Source organism: Streptomyces sp. NPDC005263 (assembly GCF_042872365.1).
Taxonomy (GTDB): Bacteria; Actinomycetota; Actinomycetes; order Streptomycetales; family Streptomycetaceae; genus Streptomyces.
Genome location: NZ_JBIAKJ010000004.1, coordinates 503,411 through 518,752 on the forward strand (window position 1 = coordinate 503,411; position 15,342 = coordinate 518,752).

Genomic DNA, 15,342 nt, shown 5'->3' on the forward strand with positions numbered 1-15,342 from the left:
CGTCGTCGCCTCCAACCGTTCCGCTCTTCCCTTTGTCTCACCTGGCAAAGACGCGCAATACGCGGGAAACGGAAGGGAGTTGCTCGCCGATGAGACGCTGGGCAATGGTGCCGGCAGTGCTGGCGCTGGTACTGACGGGGGCGGGCACGGTGTCGGCCGCCGCTGCCGCGCCGCGGGCCACCGTGTGCGAGACGGGCTGGGGCAGTTTGGGCAAGTCCGAGCCGGGATCACTGGCGATGACCGCTTCCCTGACGAATGTCAGGACCGGCCGGCACGACTGCTACGACCGGATGGTCATCGACATCCCGGGCATGACGACGGCCGACCCGGCCCTGTACTGGGTCCAGTACGTTCCCGGTTTCGCCCATCCCCCGTCCCAGACCGGTATCCCGGTCGCGGGAGGGGCGGTCATCGAGATCGAGTTCACCGCGCCGGTCGACGAGTCGCGCTACCACGTCAGGCTCGCGGATCCGCTGCCAGGACTCGACTTCGACGGCTACCGGACCTTCCGGGACGCGAAGTTCGGCGGCACCTACGACGGCGGGACCCACCTCGGCCTCGGCGTCCGGGCCAAGCTGCCGTTCCGGGTACTGGTGCTGCCCGGCCGGCTGGTGGTGGACGTGGCGCACACCTGGTAGCCGGCGCCGAGGCAGACACCCGGCTAGAGATACGGAGCGTAGGCGTCCAGCGCCTTGAGGACCTCCGCCTCCCCCTCGGGCGGCAGCTGCACCACGACCTCCTCGATGCCGAGGTCGGCGTAGTGCGCGAGCTTGCCCGGGCTGGGGTGGACGGCGTACGGGACGATCTGGAGGCCGGACGGGTCCCGTCCGGCGTCCGCCCAGGCCGTCCGCAGCACGGGCAGTGACTCGGACAGGCCCCGCCCGCCGATCGGCAGCCACCCGTCGGCGTACTCGCAGATGTGTGCGAACAGTTTCGGACCGGCGGCTCCGCCGATCAGCGTGCGCGGACCGACGACCGGGCCGCGCGGTCCCTGCACGGGCTTGGGGTACGCGAGGCTCGCCCGCACGCTCCCGAACTCACCCTCGTAGGCGGTCGGCGTCTCGCTCCACAGGGCCCGCATCAGCGCCATCCGGTCCCGGACCAGCTCACGCCGGGTGCGCCACTCCACCCCGTGGTCGGCGGCCTCCTCGGCGTTCCAGCCGAAGCCGAGGCCCAGGGTGAACCGCCCGCCGGAGAGGTGATCGAGTGTCGCGACCTGTTTGGCGAGGTCGATCGGGTCGTGCTGGGCGACCAGCGTGATGCCGGTGCCCAGGCCCAGCCGCTCGGTCACCGCCGCCGCCTGGGCGAGCCCGACGAAGGGGTCGAGGGTGCGGCCGTACTCGGGCGGCAGCTCCCCGCCCGCCGGGTACGGGCTGGTCCGCTCGACGGGGATGTGCGTGTGCTCGGGCAGGTACAGCCCGGCGAACCCGCGGTGCTCCAGCTCACGGGCGAGCCGGGTCGGGGCGATCGTCTCGTCGGTGAGGAAGACCGTCACGGAGATGCGCATGGCACATCTGTACCGGCTGCCGGTCGAGCTGTCCATACCGACCGGTCGGCATTGTGCGGATGGTCGTGGGACGTCATAGGGCGTCGTGGGGCGTCCGTGGGGCGTCGTAGGGCGTCCGTGGGACGTCCGCATTCCGGGCCCCAGGGGCCGCCATGGGCCGAGACACGCCAATTCCCCTGTCTTTCCACGGCAGTTCACACATCTCGGGCACGGTGGAGGCATGTGTGACGACATCGACGACACCCATATCAACGACGTCCGGCACGGCGTCGCGAGACGCGCGCTGTTCGTGACGGGAGCCGCCGCCGCGCTTACGTTGGGAAGCGTGAGCTTCGCTTCAGCGGCCGGGGCGGCCGACGCGGCACCGGAGACGAGGACCGTGCGCGGCACGCTGCCGCCCGGCTCCCCCGACTTCGTGTACCTCCCCGTCGAGGTCCCCTCCGGCGTACGGGAGATCAAGGTCGCGTACAGCTACGAGCGGCCCACGGTTCCGGCCGGCACCCCGGGCAACGCCCTCGACATCGGCATCTTCGACGAGCGCGGCACCGAGCTGGGCGGCCGGGGTTTCCGGGGCTGGTCGGGCGGGGCGCGCACGGAGTTCTTCCTGCGCGCGGACGACGCGACGCCGGGCTACCTCCCGGGCCCCGTGCGCGAGGGCACCTGGCACATCGCGCTCGGGCCGTACACGGTCGCCCCGCAGGGCCTGGCGTACGAGATCACCGTCACCCTGACCTACGGCGAGCCCGGCGAGACCGTGGCGCCGACGTATCCGCCGTCCCGGGCGAAGGGCCGGGGCCGCGCCTGGTACCGCGGGGACTGCCATCTGCACTCCTGGCATTCGGACGGCCGCCGCACCCCCGCCGAGATCGCGGCGCTGGCGCGGGCGGCGGGCCTGGACTTCATCAACTCCTCGGACCACAACACGCACACGTCGCATCCGCACTGGGCGTCCGCGGCCGGTGACGACCTGCTGGTCATGCTGGGCGAGGAGATCACGACCAGGAACGGCCACGTGGTCGCCCTCGGCACCGACCCCGGGACCTTCGTCGACTGGCGCTACCGGGCCCGCGACAACCGCTTCGGCCGCTTCGCCCGCCAGATCCGCCGCGCGGGCGGCCTGGTCGTCCCGGCCCACCCGCACGCCACCTGCGTCGGCTGCAACTGGAAGTTCGGGTTCGGGGACGCGGACGCGATCGAGGTGTGGAACGGCCCGTACACGCCCGACGACGAGGTGGCCCTCGCGGACTGGGACAGCATGCTGGTCGCGTCGACGCGCTCCGGCGACCGTTCGTGGATCCCGGCGATGGGCAGCAGCGACGCCCACCGCGACCCGGACCCGGTCGGCTCCCCGCAGACGGTGGTGCTGGCCGACGACCTGACCCGCGAGGCGATCCAGGAGGGCATCCGGGCGGGCCGCTCGTACGTGGCCGAGTCGAAGAACGTGTCCGTTGCCTTCTCGGCGTCCGGCGGCCGGGGCGAACACGCGGGCATCGGGGAACGGTTGCGGGTCGGCCGCGACACCCCGGTGACGGTCCGTGTGGAGGTGACGGGCGCCCCGCGCTGCGTGATCCGCCTCGTCACCGACCAGGGCGTCCTGTTCACCGGCGACCCGCTGCCGGTGACGGGGTCGGGGGTCGTGGAGTGGCGTACGACGCCTTCGTACGCGGCGTACGTCCGCGCGGAGCTGCGGCACGAGACGGCGGCGGGACCGGTTCCGGGCGCCTTGGCGGCGTTCACCAACCCGGTGTTCCTGGGGCGTTCCTGACCCCGTGACACCGAATGGTTGAATCCAGGGTGGTCGGCCCAGCAGGCCCGGCCACTCTGGCCTGGAAACGGAGAGACGGCATGGGATCCGGCCTCGCATTCATATTCATCCCGCTCTTCCTTTATGTGACGCCGGTCGCGCTGCTGTGCGTCAAGGTCGCCGACCGGACGTCCTGGAAAATGGGCTGGCTCTTCGCGACGGCGCTCATCCTCGCTCCGGCCGCGTTACTCACCGTCGGCGCGCTCTACGACTCCGGCGTCTGGTAGAGGCCGGGAGATCACGTGAATTTCCTTGTCGTCGCGCTGACCGTCGTGTTCATGGGATGCGTCTACGCATGGCCGGTCCTTCCACTGGTCGTCTACCCGCTCAACCGGCGGCGTGGATTCTGGGCAGCCCTCTACTGCTGCGCCATAGCGGTCTTCTTCGGAATGGAGTTCCGGTACTCCAAGTTCATGATCGGGACGTTCTTCGAGATAGCCGTGTACACCTCCGCCGCCCGAGCGGTCGCCGAGGCGTCAGGCGTACTGGAAAAGCCCCGGGCCGCGTGGCGGGGGCGTGCGTAGGCCGCCGCCGGAACGGGTCAGTTCTGCTTGGGTCAGTTCTGCTCGGCGCGGGCCCTCGTCAGGTGCTTCAGTTCGATGATCGTCGCGACGGCTCCCAGCCAGCGGGCCATCGCCTCGTCGGCGGGCGCGCCGCCCGCGAGCTGGGTGGCGGCTTCCAGCCAGTCCCGTACGACCCGCGCCGCCTCGGGACGCGGCAACGGCTCGGGCAGCTCCGCAGCGTACGCCACGCCCCCGGCCCGGACCACCTCGGCGAGGAAGGCCACCGAACGCGGCTGGGTGTGGAGCCGGTCGAGCGTCACGGCGGCGGCCGCGGCGCCGTCGCCGAAGAGGGCGGTACGGCGGGGGCCTGCCTCTGCGGTGAGGCCGTAGCGCAGGAGGACCGGGACGTCGAGCGCGGCCAGTTCGTCGTCGGTGCGGTCCGGGTGCTGCGGGCTGGCGTTCATGGAGGTCCTCGGCTCAGCTGACGGTGACGGTGTAGGTGACCCGCTCCGGCTCGGGCGGGGCGGCGGACCCGCTCGGTGACGGTGCCGGGGAAGCGGAGCCGGTCGGTGTCGGCGTCGGGGAGGCCGAGCCGCTGCCGTCGACGTCCCCCTCCCCGTCGCAGGGGGCCTTGAACGTGCAGTGCTTCAGCACGATCTCGGTGCTGCCCTTGCCGGTGGCCTCGAAGGTGAAGGTGAGGCTGCTGCCGGCGCCGGGCACCGGCTGGTCGCCGGAGTCCGACTGGCTCTCGCGGCCCTGGCCGCGGACCACCGAGGTGTCGGGCTTCGGGTCGACGAGGTACCAGTGCTCGCGGGTGGAGGCGTTCTCCTCGACGGTGAGCGTGAAGCGCTCGCCGACCTTCGCGGAGATGGTGCGGTCCCCGGTGGGGCGGCTGATGGGCTTGTCCGTATTCGTACTCTTACCGGTACCCGTACCCGCGTCCTTCCCCCCGCACCCCGTGGCGAGGGCGAGGAACGCGACCGCCGTGACCACCGCCCAGATCCGGGAGGTGGACGCCGTACGCGTCGTCGAATGCGCTGGTGCCACCGGACAACCTCTCAGTACTGGGACAGAGCAGAGGGCCGCTCGGCGTAGGTCGGCATCGTGGTCAGGGCGCTGTCGCCCACCTCCACGCTGCCGGCCCGGGTCTCGACGAGGCCGTCGCTGTCGGAGTACGCGCCCTTGGAGAGGTTCACCTTGTCGGCGAGTTCGTGCAGCGCGTCCTCGATGGTGCGGGCCTCCGCCGTCCAGGCCCCGGCGTAGGAGTTGAACGCCGCCGCGGAGTCGGCGCCGCCCAGCGTGTCCGTGTCGTAGCAGGCCCTGGAGTCGATCGCGGTACGGATCGTGCCGGCGTCGTCACCCGCGTCGTTCAGCTGTTTCGCCTGGCCGGTGAGCCCGCTCTTGTGCACGCCGAAGTCCGGCGCGGACGTGGAGTCCTGCGCGGCGGTCATCGTCATCCCCCCGTTTCCCCCGTTGATCACATCGGCGGGAGGCTAACACGCGTCGCGAACGCGAACCTCCACAGATCACACGCCCGGCACGCGGCTCCCACACGATCCCCGCGAGAGGTCGGCTGCCGCCTCACGCTGCTGCCTTGCGCCGCCGTCCTACTGCGGGACGTACACGGTGTACGCGTCGTTGAGTTCGCCGTTCGACGCCTTGCCCATGTGGCCGTTGACGAAGTCGTCCTCGCTGACCCAGGTGGTGGTGCCCCAGGGGTTGTAGATCTGCAGCATGTCGCCCTCCTGGCCGATGATGGTCATCGCGTGGGCGGAGCCGTCGTCGGCTTTGACGTCGACCGGGACCGGCTTCCCCTCGGCGACCGACTTCTCGACGTCGGTCAGGACATCCCGGCGCTGGTCAGCGGTGTTCATGTCGTGGCGCTGGTAGTCCTCGCCGGTGGCGCCGCCGATGGCGTCGTCGGCTATGCGTTCCTGTCCCTCGGGGCCCATGCCGGTCCATTTGGCGCCGCCGTCGCCTTCGGTGTGCAGCCGGTGCTGTTCCTCCACCAGGCGCTGCCGGAAGGCTCCGGGGTCGTCCTCCTGGCCGCTGGGTCCGCCGGTGAGTTCGAGGGCGTAGACAGGGTCGACCATGGCGCGCGCGGTGACGGTGGACGAGGCGACACAGGTGCCCTCCGAGCCGTCGCCGCCCTGGATCCACTTCTGGCCGTCGAAGGTCTGGTCGTCGGTGTTGACGCTGGACCCGTTGGCGTTCGTGCCCTCGTTCTTGAGGCTGTCACCCTGGGTGTTGATCGGCGTGAGGTGCCGCTGCAGCCACGCCGGGTCCTTGCCCTGGATCTTGTAGGCGAACTCGTCGATCTCGTCGACGCTGTTGCCCGCGGCGAGGGCCTTCATGAGATAGGCCTTCTCCTGCGGCGACTTCGTGTTCGTCATGAGGAGTTCCATCCGGTCCCGGTCGGCCGGCGAGAGGTTGTCCATGGCCCGGCCCGAGCGCTCCAGCTCGTTGGCCGTGAGGATCTCGTTGTACTCGGCGGCCGCGCCCTTCGCACCGCTGGCGTCGGCGAGCATGAGCCGGTCGACCGGGGACAGCTCGTCGGTGTCCATCTTCCCGGCGCGGGCCTCGGAGGCCCACTTGTTCAGGTCCCGGGCGGCGACGCGGCGGGCCTCACCGGCGGCGAGGACGGCCTTGCGCATCTCACCGACACCGTAGGAGGCGAAGTGGGCGGCGTTCTTGCGGTCCCACTCCTCCTCGTCGTTCTCGTGCAGGTTGTCGAAGAAGCCCTCGCGGTCGCTGCCGATCTCGTTCAGCGCCTGCCGCAGCTTCCCGCGGCCGCCGCTGTCCTGGCTCTGCGCGTCCACGATCGCGTCGGCCAGGGTGATCAGCGCCCGGGAGCCGCCCGCGAACGCGTCCGCCATCTCCGACACCGCCCGCGAGACGGCGCTCACCGCGTCCGAGGCGAGGACACTCGTGTCGCCGACCCAGGCCTCCGGCAGCCCCTTGCGGGCCACCTTGTCCACCCGGTCGCGCAGGGTCATGACCTCGTCGAGCTGGTCCCGGTACCGCCTGCCCAGCGCTTCCAGCGTCCCCGGATCGCCTTCTATCGGGGGCTCCGAGAAGGCCAGCTCAATCAGGTCCAGCAGATCGTTCTTACTGCCGGCGTTCAGCATCCGCTCACTCAGCCCGGCCAGCCGCTCCGCACGCTCGGCCGCGGACTCGTTCGCACGCCGCAGGACTTCCGCCATCGCCGGCCCCGTTCCCCCGTGGTCGTCCCGGCGACACGGTGCACGGGACACTGAACATGATCATGCCCACGGGACGCTAACACGCGACGGAAGCCCTCCCTCCGGAGATCACACGGTACGCACACGGCTCCCACACCATCCCCGCGAGGGGGCGGCGGCCCGTCCTCACATCCCGTCCATACCCCCGCCGGTGAGACCCGGGGCCAGCGCCGGGACCCAGAAGACGGCGACGGCCAGGACGATCGAGGCGATCCCCACGACACGGGCCACCAGGCGACCAGGCGGAGCGAGTTTCTCGGCGGTGATCACGGCGGCCAGGACCACCATGGCCCACAGGTTCATCACCCCGAACGCCGCCAGCAGCACCATCAGCGACCAGCAGCAGCCCAGGCAGAAGGCCCCGTGGTGGGCTCCGGCACGCAGATCGCGCGAGGCCCTCGGATACGAGGCATAGCGCAGCATCAGGCCGATCGGCGAACGGCACCTCGCCAGACAACGGTCTTTGAGAGGCGTGAGCTGGTAGACGCCGCTGACCCCGAACACGGCCGCGGCCACCGCTGCCCCCGCCGCGGGTGGGAGGCGCGCCGCCTGGCCGAGGCCGACAGCCAGCGCATACGCCGGCAGCCCGGCCGCGGCCCAGACGAGCAGGTAGGCGACCGTGAAAACGACCATGCGCGATGCCCGGTGCACGGTGATGGTGCGTTCGTACAGGGCGGCGACGGGTGCCGTGGCGGGCAGCATCATCGCGGTCATCATCAGCGTCCACACGGCCAGGAAAGCGGCCAGGCCCAGGCCCATGGTGCCGGGCATCGCCGACATGCCGCCCCAGCGCGTCACCATCCAGACCCAGGCGGCGGCCGCCACCACCAGCAGCAGCCCGGCGGGCGCCACCCGGATGCGGACGGTGACCGGCCAACCGGTCATCCGGACCACGTGAAGGGCGCGTAGTGTCCGTTGCCGCCGGTGAAGTCCCAGGACCGGCCGTACACGCTGTCACCCGTCGCCCGGGTGTTCCGGGCGATCGTCAGTGTGCTGTTCGCCGGGTGGAACATGCCCGTCAGGCGCATCACCGGACCGTCCTCGCCGTACTGCGGGGCGATCTGGTCCTCGATCTCGATGTCGATGGCGTCGCCCACCCGCGCGGCGTGCCGGCGGCCGTCGTCGCGGTAGTCGATGGGGACGCGCTCCACGCCGAGGACCTCGCCGATGAGGGGAGCGAGCCCCGCCATCGGCCCGCCCACCTGGCCCGAGAAGACCTTGCCCAGCGCCTCCGCCTGGCCGTCGTCGGCTGAGGCGTCGACGTACAGCGCCACCTGCCAGCCGCCCTCGGCCATCACCCGTGGCCCGTCGACGAAGACGGCCACGCTGCGGTCGGAGACGTCGACGTCGTCCACGTTCCCGCTGTCCACGTGGAACGCGAAGGTCACCTGGCAGCGCTCGTGGTCGGCCGGCGCGGTGAGGCCCGAGGTGGTGCAGGGGCACACCACGTCACAGTTACAGCTCTCCAGGTACGTGCCGTTCAGATTCCAGGGCATGACTCTTCCTCCCTGTGGTGCGGCCCCCGGGGTCCAGGGGATGCATCGACAGGGCCCGCTCCGCCCCGGTGCCGCTCCTCTCCAGGCTATTCCTGACGCCCCCCATCGCGCAGATCCGCTGCCAGTGGGGCTCAGCGGCCCCTTGCCGGGGGAGCCGGTGCGACTGACCAGGGACAGGCGTCACCAGTAACGTTGCGGGACTACTCTCAATTCGAGACCAGTCCGGGTCTTACTCGAGAGGAGAAGTCGTGTCCGACCGTAGGAGCCACGTCACCTTCCAGCACGGGCAGGAGTTCCTGGCCGCGATCTCCGAGCGCTGGAACTACCAGATCCTGCGGGAGGTGTTCTTCGGCGTCGGCCGGTTCGGTGAACTCAAGCGGGCCCTCGGTATCTCGGCGAACATCCTCACCGCCCGGCTGAACGGCCTGACCGAGCTGGGCCTGCTCACCAAGCGTGCCTACCGTCCGGACAAGCCGTGGTACGAGTACGAACTCACCGACAGCGCCCGCGAACTCGTAGTCCCCGCCATCGCGGCCATCACGCGTTGGGCCGAGACCTATGCAACCGACGGTGACGTCACGCGGCACTTGCTGATGCACACGGTGTGCGGGAACCCGACCAGTCCGTATCTCGCGTGCAGCAGCTGCCACCAGCCGGTCGAGGCCTCGACCCTGCGGCCGATGCCTGCCGAGGAAGGAGGCGTCGAACAGGGGTAGGCCGCGTGAGGCGGCTCCCGTGGTGCCGGGTGCCGCCGGTTCGGATCCCCTCACGGCCTCGCCGCGAGCGGCACTAGTAGCGAATTGAAACTAGTTGCGTTACGCTACTAGGACCTTGGAATGTCACCTCGGTCACGGAGAGGACTGATCATGATCACGAACTGGCTCGAAGAGGTCACCGAGAAGCTGATCCCCACCTCGCTGGGGCTGATCAACGTGCGCGTCGGCGGCCGTTCCGACGGCCCCGCCATGGTGTGCTGGCCGAGCCTGATGATGGACGGCACCATGTGGCAGTACCAGTACGAGCACTTCGCCCCGACCCACCGCCTGGTGCTCGTCGACAGCCCCGGACACGGCAAGTCCGACGCGCTGCGCAAGATCATTGACCTCAAGGACTGCGCCGACGCACTCGTCGAGATCCTCGACGCACTCGACATCGACAAGTGCGTTCTGGTGGGCAACAGTTGGGGCGGCATGCTTGCCGGGGTCTTCCCTGCCCACTACCCGCAGCGGACGACGGCGGCCATCGGTATCAACTGCACCGCCTCCCTTCCCACGACGTTCGAGAGCATATGGGCCACCGGGCTGGCCACGTTCCTCTCACTGCACGCGAAGATGCCCCCGCTGGCCGCCAAGGCCGCCCGCGCCGCGTTCGCCGGCCCTACCGCCGAAGCCACCAACCCGGAATTCCTGGAGTTCACGAACTTCGTCCTCAACGACGATCCGAAGTCCGTGGCCTGGGCCCTGCGCAGCATCCTGATCGGCCGCAAGGACGAGCACCGCCGCCTGAACACCATCAGGAACGTGCCCGTTCTGGTCATCGCCGGCGAGGAGGACAGTCAGTTCCCCGTGCACGTGGTGCGGAAAATGGCCGACGCCATAGAGGGGAGCACCTTCCGTGTGCTCCAGCACACGGCCCACCTCGCCGCCCGCGAGAACCCCGACGGCGTCAACGCCGAGATCGACGCATTCCTCGCCGCCCCGCCCACCGCAGCCTGATCAGGAGAACAGCACCATGGCAGACACAGCACAAGCGACGGCCGTGCCCGGCTGGGTCCTGAAGTTCATGGACGCCATCGACACCCTGGAGTTCAGTGAGGGCTTCGCGCCCCTGACCGAGGACACGGACATGTTCTTCGGCGCCGCGCACATCCACGGCGTCGAGGCCATCAAGGAATTCTTCGTCAAGATCGACGCGCCACTGAACATCACCCACGAGGTCGTGGAGTTCTGGACCGCGGGCGACGGAGTTCGCCTGCTGCGCGGCGAAGCGACCATGGCCAAGAAGTCCCAACCGGACCAGGTGGTGCGCGCCCCGTTCATGCACATCTTCTACCTCGACCAGGAGGAGCCGGTTCGCATCCGGACACTGCGCATCACCGCCGGGCCGCTGGAAACCGACGCGGTGATGTGACGCCACGCACCGACGACGCTGTGACACGACGGCGACAGGCGGCTGGTCCGCCTCACCACGTAGGACACGTCTTAATACGCCAGCTCCCCGATCCCCCCGTCAACTCGCAGCACCGTGCCCGCGGTGTAAGCGGATTCGTCCGAGGCGAGGTACACGGCCGCCTTCGCCAGCTCCGTGGCGGTTCCCAGGCGGTGGAGGGGTACGGTCTGCCGGAGTTCCTCGTAGAGGGCGGCCTGGCGTTCGGGGCCGAGTGGGGCGAACGCGTTGGTGACGGTCGGGCCCGGGCTCAGTCCGTTGACGCGGATGCCCCGGTCCTTCAGCTCGTAGGTCAGGCCGCGCGTGTAGGAGAGCAGCCCCGCCTTGGCCGCGCCGTAGACCGTCGCGTTCTCGTGTCCTATGTACGCGGAGACCGAACCGACGAGGATGACCGAGGACTGCTGTGAGAAGAGCGGCAGCAGGTCCCTGATCAGGAAGAACGGCGACTTGAGATTGGTCGCGACGAGCCTGTCGAACGCCTCCTCGGTCCATGCGTCGAGCGGTAGGTGGGTGATGTCGGCGGCGTTGCTCATCAGAATGTCGAGCTTCGGCCACTCCGCCCGCAGCCGTGCCGCGAGTACCGCCTGGCCGGGTACGTCGCCGGCGTCGCTGGCGATGGTCAGCAGCGGGCCTTCCAGTTGCCGGGCTGCCTCGTCCAGCCTTTCCCGGGAGCGGCCGGTGATGGCGACGGTCGCGCCTTCGGCGAGGAACTGGCGGGCCGTTTCCAGGCCGATGCCGCTCGTTCCTCCGGTGATCAGTGCGTGCTTCCCTGCAAGACGATTCACTGTTCTGATCTCCTCAGATCGCGGTCCGGCCGCCGTCGGCGGCCACGATCGCTCCGGTTACGTAGCTGGCGCGGTCACTGGCGAGGAAGGCGACCACCTGAGCCACTTCGGCCGGGTCCGACGTGCGCTTGAGCGCGGTGGTCAGACCCATGCCGCCCATGTCCGGGCCCATCGCCGCGACCACCTTGGACGTGCGCATCGGCCCTGGGGCCACGGCGTTGACCCGCACGTTCGACTCGGCGAACTCCGCCGCCCAGGTGCGGGTCAGCGATTCGAGTGCCGACTTGGTGGCACCGTAGACGGCCATGCCCGGCATGCCGAGGCCGGCCGCGGTGGAGCTGATGTTGACGATGCTGCCGCCGCCGCCCGCGGCCATCTTTTCCGCGAACAGCGCGGTCAGCAGGAACGGTGCGCGCACGTTGACGGCGAAGGCGGCGTCGTAGCCCGCGAGGTCCTGCCCGGGGGTCGGGGCGAACGTCATCACACTCGCGTTGTTGATCAGTATGTCGACGGTTCCGGCGTCGTCGGCCAGTTGCCGCACAGCCGCCGGGTCGGACAGGTCGGCGACGACGAACCGCACCGTTCCGGCCGAAGAGCCGCCCCCGGCAGCTCGTATGTCCGCCACCACCTGAGCACCGCGCTCGGCGTCGCTGCCGGTGAGGATCAGGTCGGCCCCGCCCGCGGCCAGCACCTTGGCCGTCGCGTGCCCCAGCCCGCCGATCGCGCCGGACCCGGTGACGAGTGCCGCCTTGCCTGCGAATTCCATTTCTGCGCCCCTCACGCCCGGCCGTTGGCCGAGCGACTTCTGTGCATCCGTTCAAGAAGTACGCGGCAGAAGCTACGACTTCTTGAACGTCGAGTCAAGAAGTCGTAGTCTTGGCCGCGTGGCACGAACCGGACGCCCCCGCGAGTTCGACAAGAACCAGACGCTGGAGCGCGCACTCAAACTGTTCTGGTCCCGGGGATACGGGGCGACGTCGGTCCAGGACCTGGTCGACGCGCTGGCCGTCGAGCGCGGCAGCCTCTACGGAACGTTCGGTGACAAGCGCCGCTTCTACCTGGACGCCGTCAGGCTCTACTGGGAGGTGTACGAGCGGCACCTGACCACTGTTCTCGACACTGCCCCGCTCCTGCCGGCCCTGCGCGAGATCCTGACGCACCCGGCGCGGCTGGACGAGCTGATCTCCGATGTGGGCGTGCCGCAGGGCTGCCTGGTCGGCAACACCACCGCCGAACTCGTCCCCCAGGACAGCGAGGCCACGGAGGTCGTGACCCGCTCGTACCGCCGGTTCACCGAGATCGTCACCGACGCGCTCCGCCGCGCCCAGGCCGCCGGCGAGGTCAAGGCCAACTCCTCCCCCGAGGCCCAGGCACAGCTCCTGCTCTACATCGTCCAGGGCCTGTCGCTCGTATCGAGAGCGGGTCTCGATCAGAGCGCGGCGCTGGCTGCGATCGACACGGCGGTGGACGGGCTGCGGGCGTGACCAGTCCCTCTATCCAGTGCTGTGACCGGAAGCGATCACCGACATGAGTACTCGGCGCTCAACGCCCGGTCTGTGAAAAATGATGAGGAGGTGACCGCCAGTTCACGTGCTCATTCGTTCATCTCGGCGGCCGCAAACCGTGCCTTTCTTACCGAGGAGCGCAGGCGGCTGCGGGAGGCTTTCCCTGCTGGGGTGGCGGAAGAGATCTACGTCGTTGATCTACTGATAGCCGCTCGTCCGTGATGTCTACCTGACCGTCACACGCCATGAGCCCAACGCCCTGACACCTCCGGGCCGGCCAACCGGGCCCAGATTCCCGACCTCCGGTACGCATGAGACATGACGATCACGGCGATATTCACGATACGCACATAACATCACCGGGGGGTGCCGTTGACGGTCAGCGGGATTTCGCAGCCGAACGACCTGGATCCGCCCCCCGGCACCAACCCCTGGCGGTTGACGCGTCGGCTCTGGCGGTCCAGGAAGGCGCTGTCGGGCATCACCCAGTGGTTCATCGACCTGGGTGTACCTGTCGTCGCGGTGCTCGCCCTCGCTTGGGTCCTGGCCGCGCGGGCGGAGACTCCGCTGGACGTCTATCAGGCGGTGACTCTGATGGACTCACCCGAGCGCAAGTGGCTCTGGCTCCTGTCGCTCATCGGCTGGCTCCTGGTGCCCGCGATCATCGGTGGTGTGGCCGGTGAGGTGATCGCGAACCGCATCAAGAACGTGAAGTCGTTGCCCACCGGCAAGCTGTACCAGCGGCGCACGCTCGGCCAGCGGATGCGTTTCCCCTACCTGATAGACGACCTCACCCGCTACGTGCACGCCAACCCGGCCACCCTCATCGGGGCGGGCAAGCGGGAATTCGTCTATGTCTTCGTGCGCGTCGCCCACAACAACAACTGGCGACTCGCGCTGAACCACTGGGAGATCGCCGTCCGGGACGCCATGTGCACCGAGGAATACGCGCAGTTGGACCGGCACGAGTGTCTGCGTGCGGCGCAGAGCTTCGCACTCATCCATCTCCGCCCGCCCGCCGTGTACGGACTGTGCCGGGTGTGCAACGCTCGATGACGACGAGGAGGTGACTCATGCCCACCGAGAGTGCCGTGGAACTCGCCCGCGCCTCCCTTGCTCTGGCCTTTCCCCAGGCGAGCGACGAGGAACTGACCCGAGCAGCCGAACTCGTCGTGCGCTGGGGGGCGGAGGGAGTGGGCCGACGGCTCGATCCCAGCCACGCGGAGCGTCTGCACCTGGACCTGATGGCCGCCGTCGGCGAGAACCCGGACGAAGTCGAGCGCCGGTACTACTCCGAGGCGCGTCCGGCGCGCACCCGCTTCTGGACCCGGCCCGACCGGGCCCCCCGTCTCCCGGTCCGCGATCCGGATCCCGACAACCCCGGACGTGGCTGAACGGCACGGCCAGGGGGCACCTCAAAGCCTCACCGAAAGGTTCCCCACGGTGGCGGTTATGGTCAGCTCGCCGCCGATCGCAGGTATGCGGCCATGGTCGAGGTGTCCAGCCGCTCGATCTGGCTGATCCGCCCCTGGGTGACCCCCATGGCACCGGCGACCTGCACCTGCGTGAAGCCTTGCGCCTTGCGGAGAGCGGCCAGCTCATGGCCCCGCTCGGCGTCGACCAGCTCCGCCTCGATGGCGTCGATGCGCTCGCGCTTCTCGGGGGTGATGTCGGCCGTCAGGTCGGCCATGGTGCCGAGGTTCATCCGCCCTGCCCTTCCTTCTTCTGCTGCTCCAGCGCCTGACGAGAAAGCGATCTCCTTCATGCCCTGACATGGCATGCCATATGATGGCCGCATGACGATGAACATGACGATGAGCCTGCCGGACGATATTGCCACCTTCGTGAAGTCCAAGGGCAACGCTTCGGCCTATACGGCTCGCATACTGCGCCGGCAGATGCTCGCCGAGGAACTGGAGAAGTCAGCACGTGTGCGCGCCGAAGCCGGGATCGCGGCGACGACCTCAGAGCCCGCCGAGAGCGAAGAGGACACGCTGGAGCGGTGGGCGCGGGTGGCAGGACGGTGAAGCGAGGACACGTCTACGAACTGTCGTTCGCCGGAGGGCCCGCGCATGTCCTCGTCATCTCGTCCGACGCCCTCAACGCCCAGCACAAATCCGCGACCTGCGTACTGATCTACCCGCAACAGGTCCGCGAGGCCACGCTCGTGGACATCCCGGTCGGCTCGCCCTCGGTCGGCACCATCGTGCTCGGTGAGTTCCGCACCCTGTCCGCCGTCCGTTTCACCGAAGACCTGGGACCCGTGGACGAGCGCGTCATGGAAGCAGTCGAGATCGGCCTTCGTGCCGTGTTCGACCTCTAGCCGTGAGCCGG

Annotated in this window: 22 protein-coding genes; 12 read left to right on the forward strand and 10 right to left on the reverse strand. The window is 69.3% G+C overall.

Going from position 1 to position 15,342, the window contains the following annotated elements:
- Window positions 1-89: 89 nt before the first annotated feature.
- On the forward strand, window positions 90-638 hold the full coding sequence (locus ACFYRY_RS20765) for a hypothetical protein (RefSeq protein WP_389147370.1): 549 nt from the start codon (window positions 90-92) through the stop codon (window positions 636-638).
- Window positions 639-661: 23 nt separating this feature from the next.
- On the opposite strand, the gene ACFYRY_RS20770 is transcribed toward ACFYRY_RS20765, so the two are convergent.
- A complete protein-coding gene (locus ACFYRY_RS20770) occupies window positions 662-1,507 on the reverse strand; it encodes an LLM class F420-dependent oxidoreductase (RefSeq protein WP_389147373.1) in 846 nt (281 codons plus the stop codon).
- A gap of 220 nt (window positions 1,508-1,727) precedes the next feature.
- Between ACFYRY_RS20770 and ACFYRY_RS20775 the strand changes: the two genes are divergently transcribed.
- The 3 genes from ACFYRY_RS20775 (at window position 1,728) to ACFYRY_RS20785 (ending at window position 3,835) form a co-directional block, all read left to right on the forward strand.
- Window positions 1,728-3,272, forward strand: a complete 1,545-nt coding sequence (locus ACFYRY_RS20775) for a CehA/McbA family metallohydrolase (RefSeq protein ID WP_389147376.1) — start codon at window positions 1,728-1,730, stop codon at window positions 3,270-3,272.
- A gap of 80 nt (window positions 3,273-3,352) precedes the next feature.
- Window positions 3,353-3,538 (forward strand): hypothetical protein, encoded by a 186-nt coding sequence (locus ACFYRY_RS20780; protein ID WP_389147379.1) that lies wholly within the window; start codon window positions 3,353-3,355, stop codon window positions 3,536-3,538.
- Between the two features lie 15 nt (window positions 3,539-3,553).
- Complete coding sequence (locus ACFYRY_RS20785; protein WP_389147383.1) at window positions 3,554-3,835, forward strand: hypothetical protein; 282 nt, start codon at window positions 3,554-3,556, stop codon at window positions 3,833-3,835.
- Window positions 3,836-3,867: 32 nt separating this feature from the next.
- Here ACFYRY_RS20785 and ACFYRY_RS20790 read toward each other — a convergent pair whose 3' ends face one another.
- The 6 genes from ACFYRY_RS20790 to ACFYRY_RS20815 form a co-directional block, all read right to left on the reverse strand.
- The gene (locus ACFYRY_RS20790; protein ID WP_389147386.1) at window positions 3,868-4,278 is read right to left on the reverse strand and encodes a hypothetical protein; all 411 of its coding nucleotides are present in this window, start codon (window positions 4,276-4,278) and stop codon (window positions 3,868-3,870) included.
- Between the two features lie 13 nt (window positions 4,279-4,291).
- Entirely contained in the window at window positions 4,292-4,861 is a 570-nt protein-coding gene (locus ACFYRY_RS20795; protein ID WP_389147389.1) for a protease inhibitor I42 family protein, read from the reverse strand.
- A gap of 11 nt (window positions 4,862-4,872) precedes the next feature.
- The gene (locus tag ACFYRY_RS20800) at window positions 4,873-5,271 is read right to left on the reverse strand and encodes a hypothetical protein (protein WP_389147392.1); all 399 of its coding nucleotides are present in this window, start codon (window positions 5,269-5,271) and stop codon (window positions 4,873-4,875) included.
- A 150-nt stretch (window positions 5,272-5,421) separates the two neighbouring features.
- Complete coding sequence (locus ACFYRY_RS20805) at window positions 5,422-7,017, reverse strand: peptidoglycan-binding protein (protein ID WP_389147395.1); 1,596 nt, start codon at window positions 7,015-7,017, stop codon at window positions 5,422-5,424.
- Between the two features lie 165 nt (window positions 7,018-7,182).
- The gene (locus tag ACFYRY_RS20810) at window positions 7,183-7,941 is read right to left on the reverse strand and encodes a DUF2182 domain-containing protein (protein WP_389147398.1); all 759 of its coding nucleotides are present in this window, start codon (window positions 7,939-7,941) and stop codon (window positions 7,183-7,185) included.
- Window positions 7,938-8,552 (reverse strand): DUF1326 domain-containing protein, encoded by a 615-nt coding sequence (locus ACFYRY_RS20815; protein ID WP_389147401.1) that lies wholly within the window; start codon window positions 8,550-8,552, stop codon window positions 7,938-7,940. Before ACFYRY_RS20815 ends, ACFYRY_RS20810 begins: the two co-directional genes overlap by 4 nt.
- 248 nt (window positions 8,553-8,800) lie before the next feature.
- Here ACFYRY_RS20815 and ACFYRY_RS20820 point away from each other — a divergent pair, with 248 nt between their 5' ends.
- From ACFYRY_RS20820 to ACFYRY_RS20830, 3 genes are all read left to right on the forward strand, one after another.
- On the forward strand, window positions 8,801-9,268 hold the full coding sequence (locus ACFYRY_RS20820) for a winged helix-turn-helix transcriptional regulator (protein ID WP_389147403.1): 468 nt from the start codon (window positions 8,801-8,803) through the stop codon (window positions 9,266-9,268).
- A gap of 150 nt (window positions 9,269-9,418) precedes the next feature.
- Window positions 9,419-10,267, forward strand: a complete 849-nt coding sequence (locus tag ACFYRY_RS20825; RefSeq protein ID WP_389147406.1) for an alpha/beta fold hydrolase — start codon at window positions 9,419-9,421, stop codon at window positions 10,265-10,267.
- Between the two features lie 16 nt (window positions 10,268-10,283).
- Window positions 10,284-10,682: a nuclear transport factor 2 family protein gene (locus ACFYRY_RS20830; protein WP_389147408.1), complete on the forward strand. Its 399-nt coding sequence runs from the start codon at window positions 10,284-10,286 to the stop codon at window positions 10,680-10,682.
- A gap of 71 nt (window positions 10,683-10,753) precedes the next feature.
- Here the strand turns inward: ACFYRY_RS20830 and ACFYRY_RS20835 are convergent, their stop codons facing one another.
- Window positions 10,754-11,503 carry an SDR family oxidoreductase gene (locus ACFYRY_RS20835; protein ID WP_389147411.1) on the reverse strand — a complete coding sequence of 250 codons (750 nt, stop codon included), beginning with the start codon at window positions 11,501-11,503 and terminating at the stop codon, window positions 10,754-10,756.
- Between the two features lie 13 nt (window positions 11,504-11,516).
- Window positions 11,517-12,269, reverse strand: coding sequence for an SDR family NAD(P)-dependent oxidoreductase (locus ACFYRY_RS20840; RefSeq protein WP_389147414.1), 753 nt, complete (start codon window positions 12,267-12,269; stop codon window positions 11,517-11,519).
- A gap of 118 nt (window positions 12,270-12,387) precedes the next feature.
- Here ACFYRY_RS20840 and ACFYRY_RS20845 point away from each other — a divergent pair, with 118 nt between their 5' ends.
- The 3 genes from ACFYRY_RS20845 (at window position 12,388) to ACFYRY_RS20855 (ending at window position 14,402) form a co-directional block, all read left to right on the forward strand.
- Window positions 12,388-12,987 (forward strand): TetR/AcrR family transcriptional regulator, encoded by a 600-nt coding sequence (locus ACFYRY_RS20845; protein WP_389147417.1) that lies wholly within the window; start codon window positions 12,388-12,390, stop codon window positions 12,985-12,987.
- 387 nt (window positions 12,988-13,374) lie between these two features.
- Window positions 13,375-14,064, forward strand: coding sequence for a DUF6313 family protein (locus ACFYRY_RS20850; RefSeq protein ID WP_389147420.1), 690 nt, complete (start codon window positions 13,375-13,377; stop codon window positions 14,062-14,064).
- A gap of 17 nt (window positions 14,065-14,081) precedes the next feature.
- Window positions 14,082-14,402, forward strand: coding sequence for a hypothetical protein (locus tag ACFYRY_RS20855; protein ID WP_389147422.1), 321 nt, complete (start codon window positions 14,082-14,084; stop codon window positions 14,400-14,402).
- 62 nt (window positions 14,403-14,464) lie between these two features.
- On the opposite strand, the gene ACFYRY_RS20860 is transcribed toward ACFYRY_RS20855, so the two are convergent.
- Window positions 14,465-14,713: a helix-turn-helix domain-containing protein gene (locus ACFYRY_RS20860; RefSeq protein ID WP_389147424.1), complete on the reverse strand. Its 249-nt coding sequence runs from the start codon at window positions 14,711-14,713 to the stop codon at window positions 14,465-14,467.
- Between the two features lie 91 nt (window positions 14,714-14,804).
- Between ACFYRY_RS20860 and ACFYRY_RS20865 the strand changes: the two genes are divergently transcribed.
- Both ACFYRY_RS20865 and ACFYRY_RS20870 read left to right on the forward strand, forming a co-directional pair.
- Entirely contained in the window at window positions 14,805-15,035 is a 231-nt protein-coding gene (locus ACFYRY_RS20865; protein ID WP_389147425.1) for a hypothetical protein, read from the forward strand.
- Window positions 15,032-15,331: a type II toxin-antitoxin system PemK/MazF family toxin gene (locus ACFYRY_RS20870; protein WP_389147428.1), complete on the forward strand. Its 300-nt coding sequence runs from the start codon at window positions 15,032-15,034 to the stop codon at window positions 15,329-15,331. The genes ACFYRY_RS20865 and ACFYRY_RS20870 overlap by 4 nt, the downstream gene beginning before the upstream one ends.
- The last annotated feature ends 11 nt before the right edge of the window (window positions 15,332-15,342 follow it).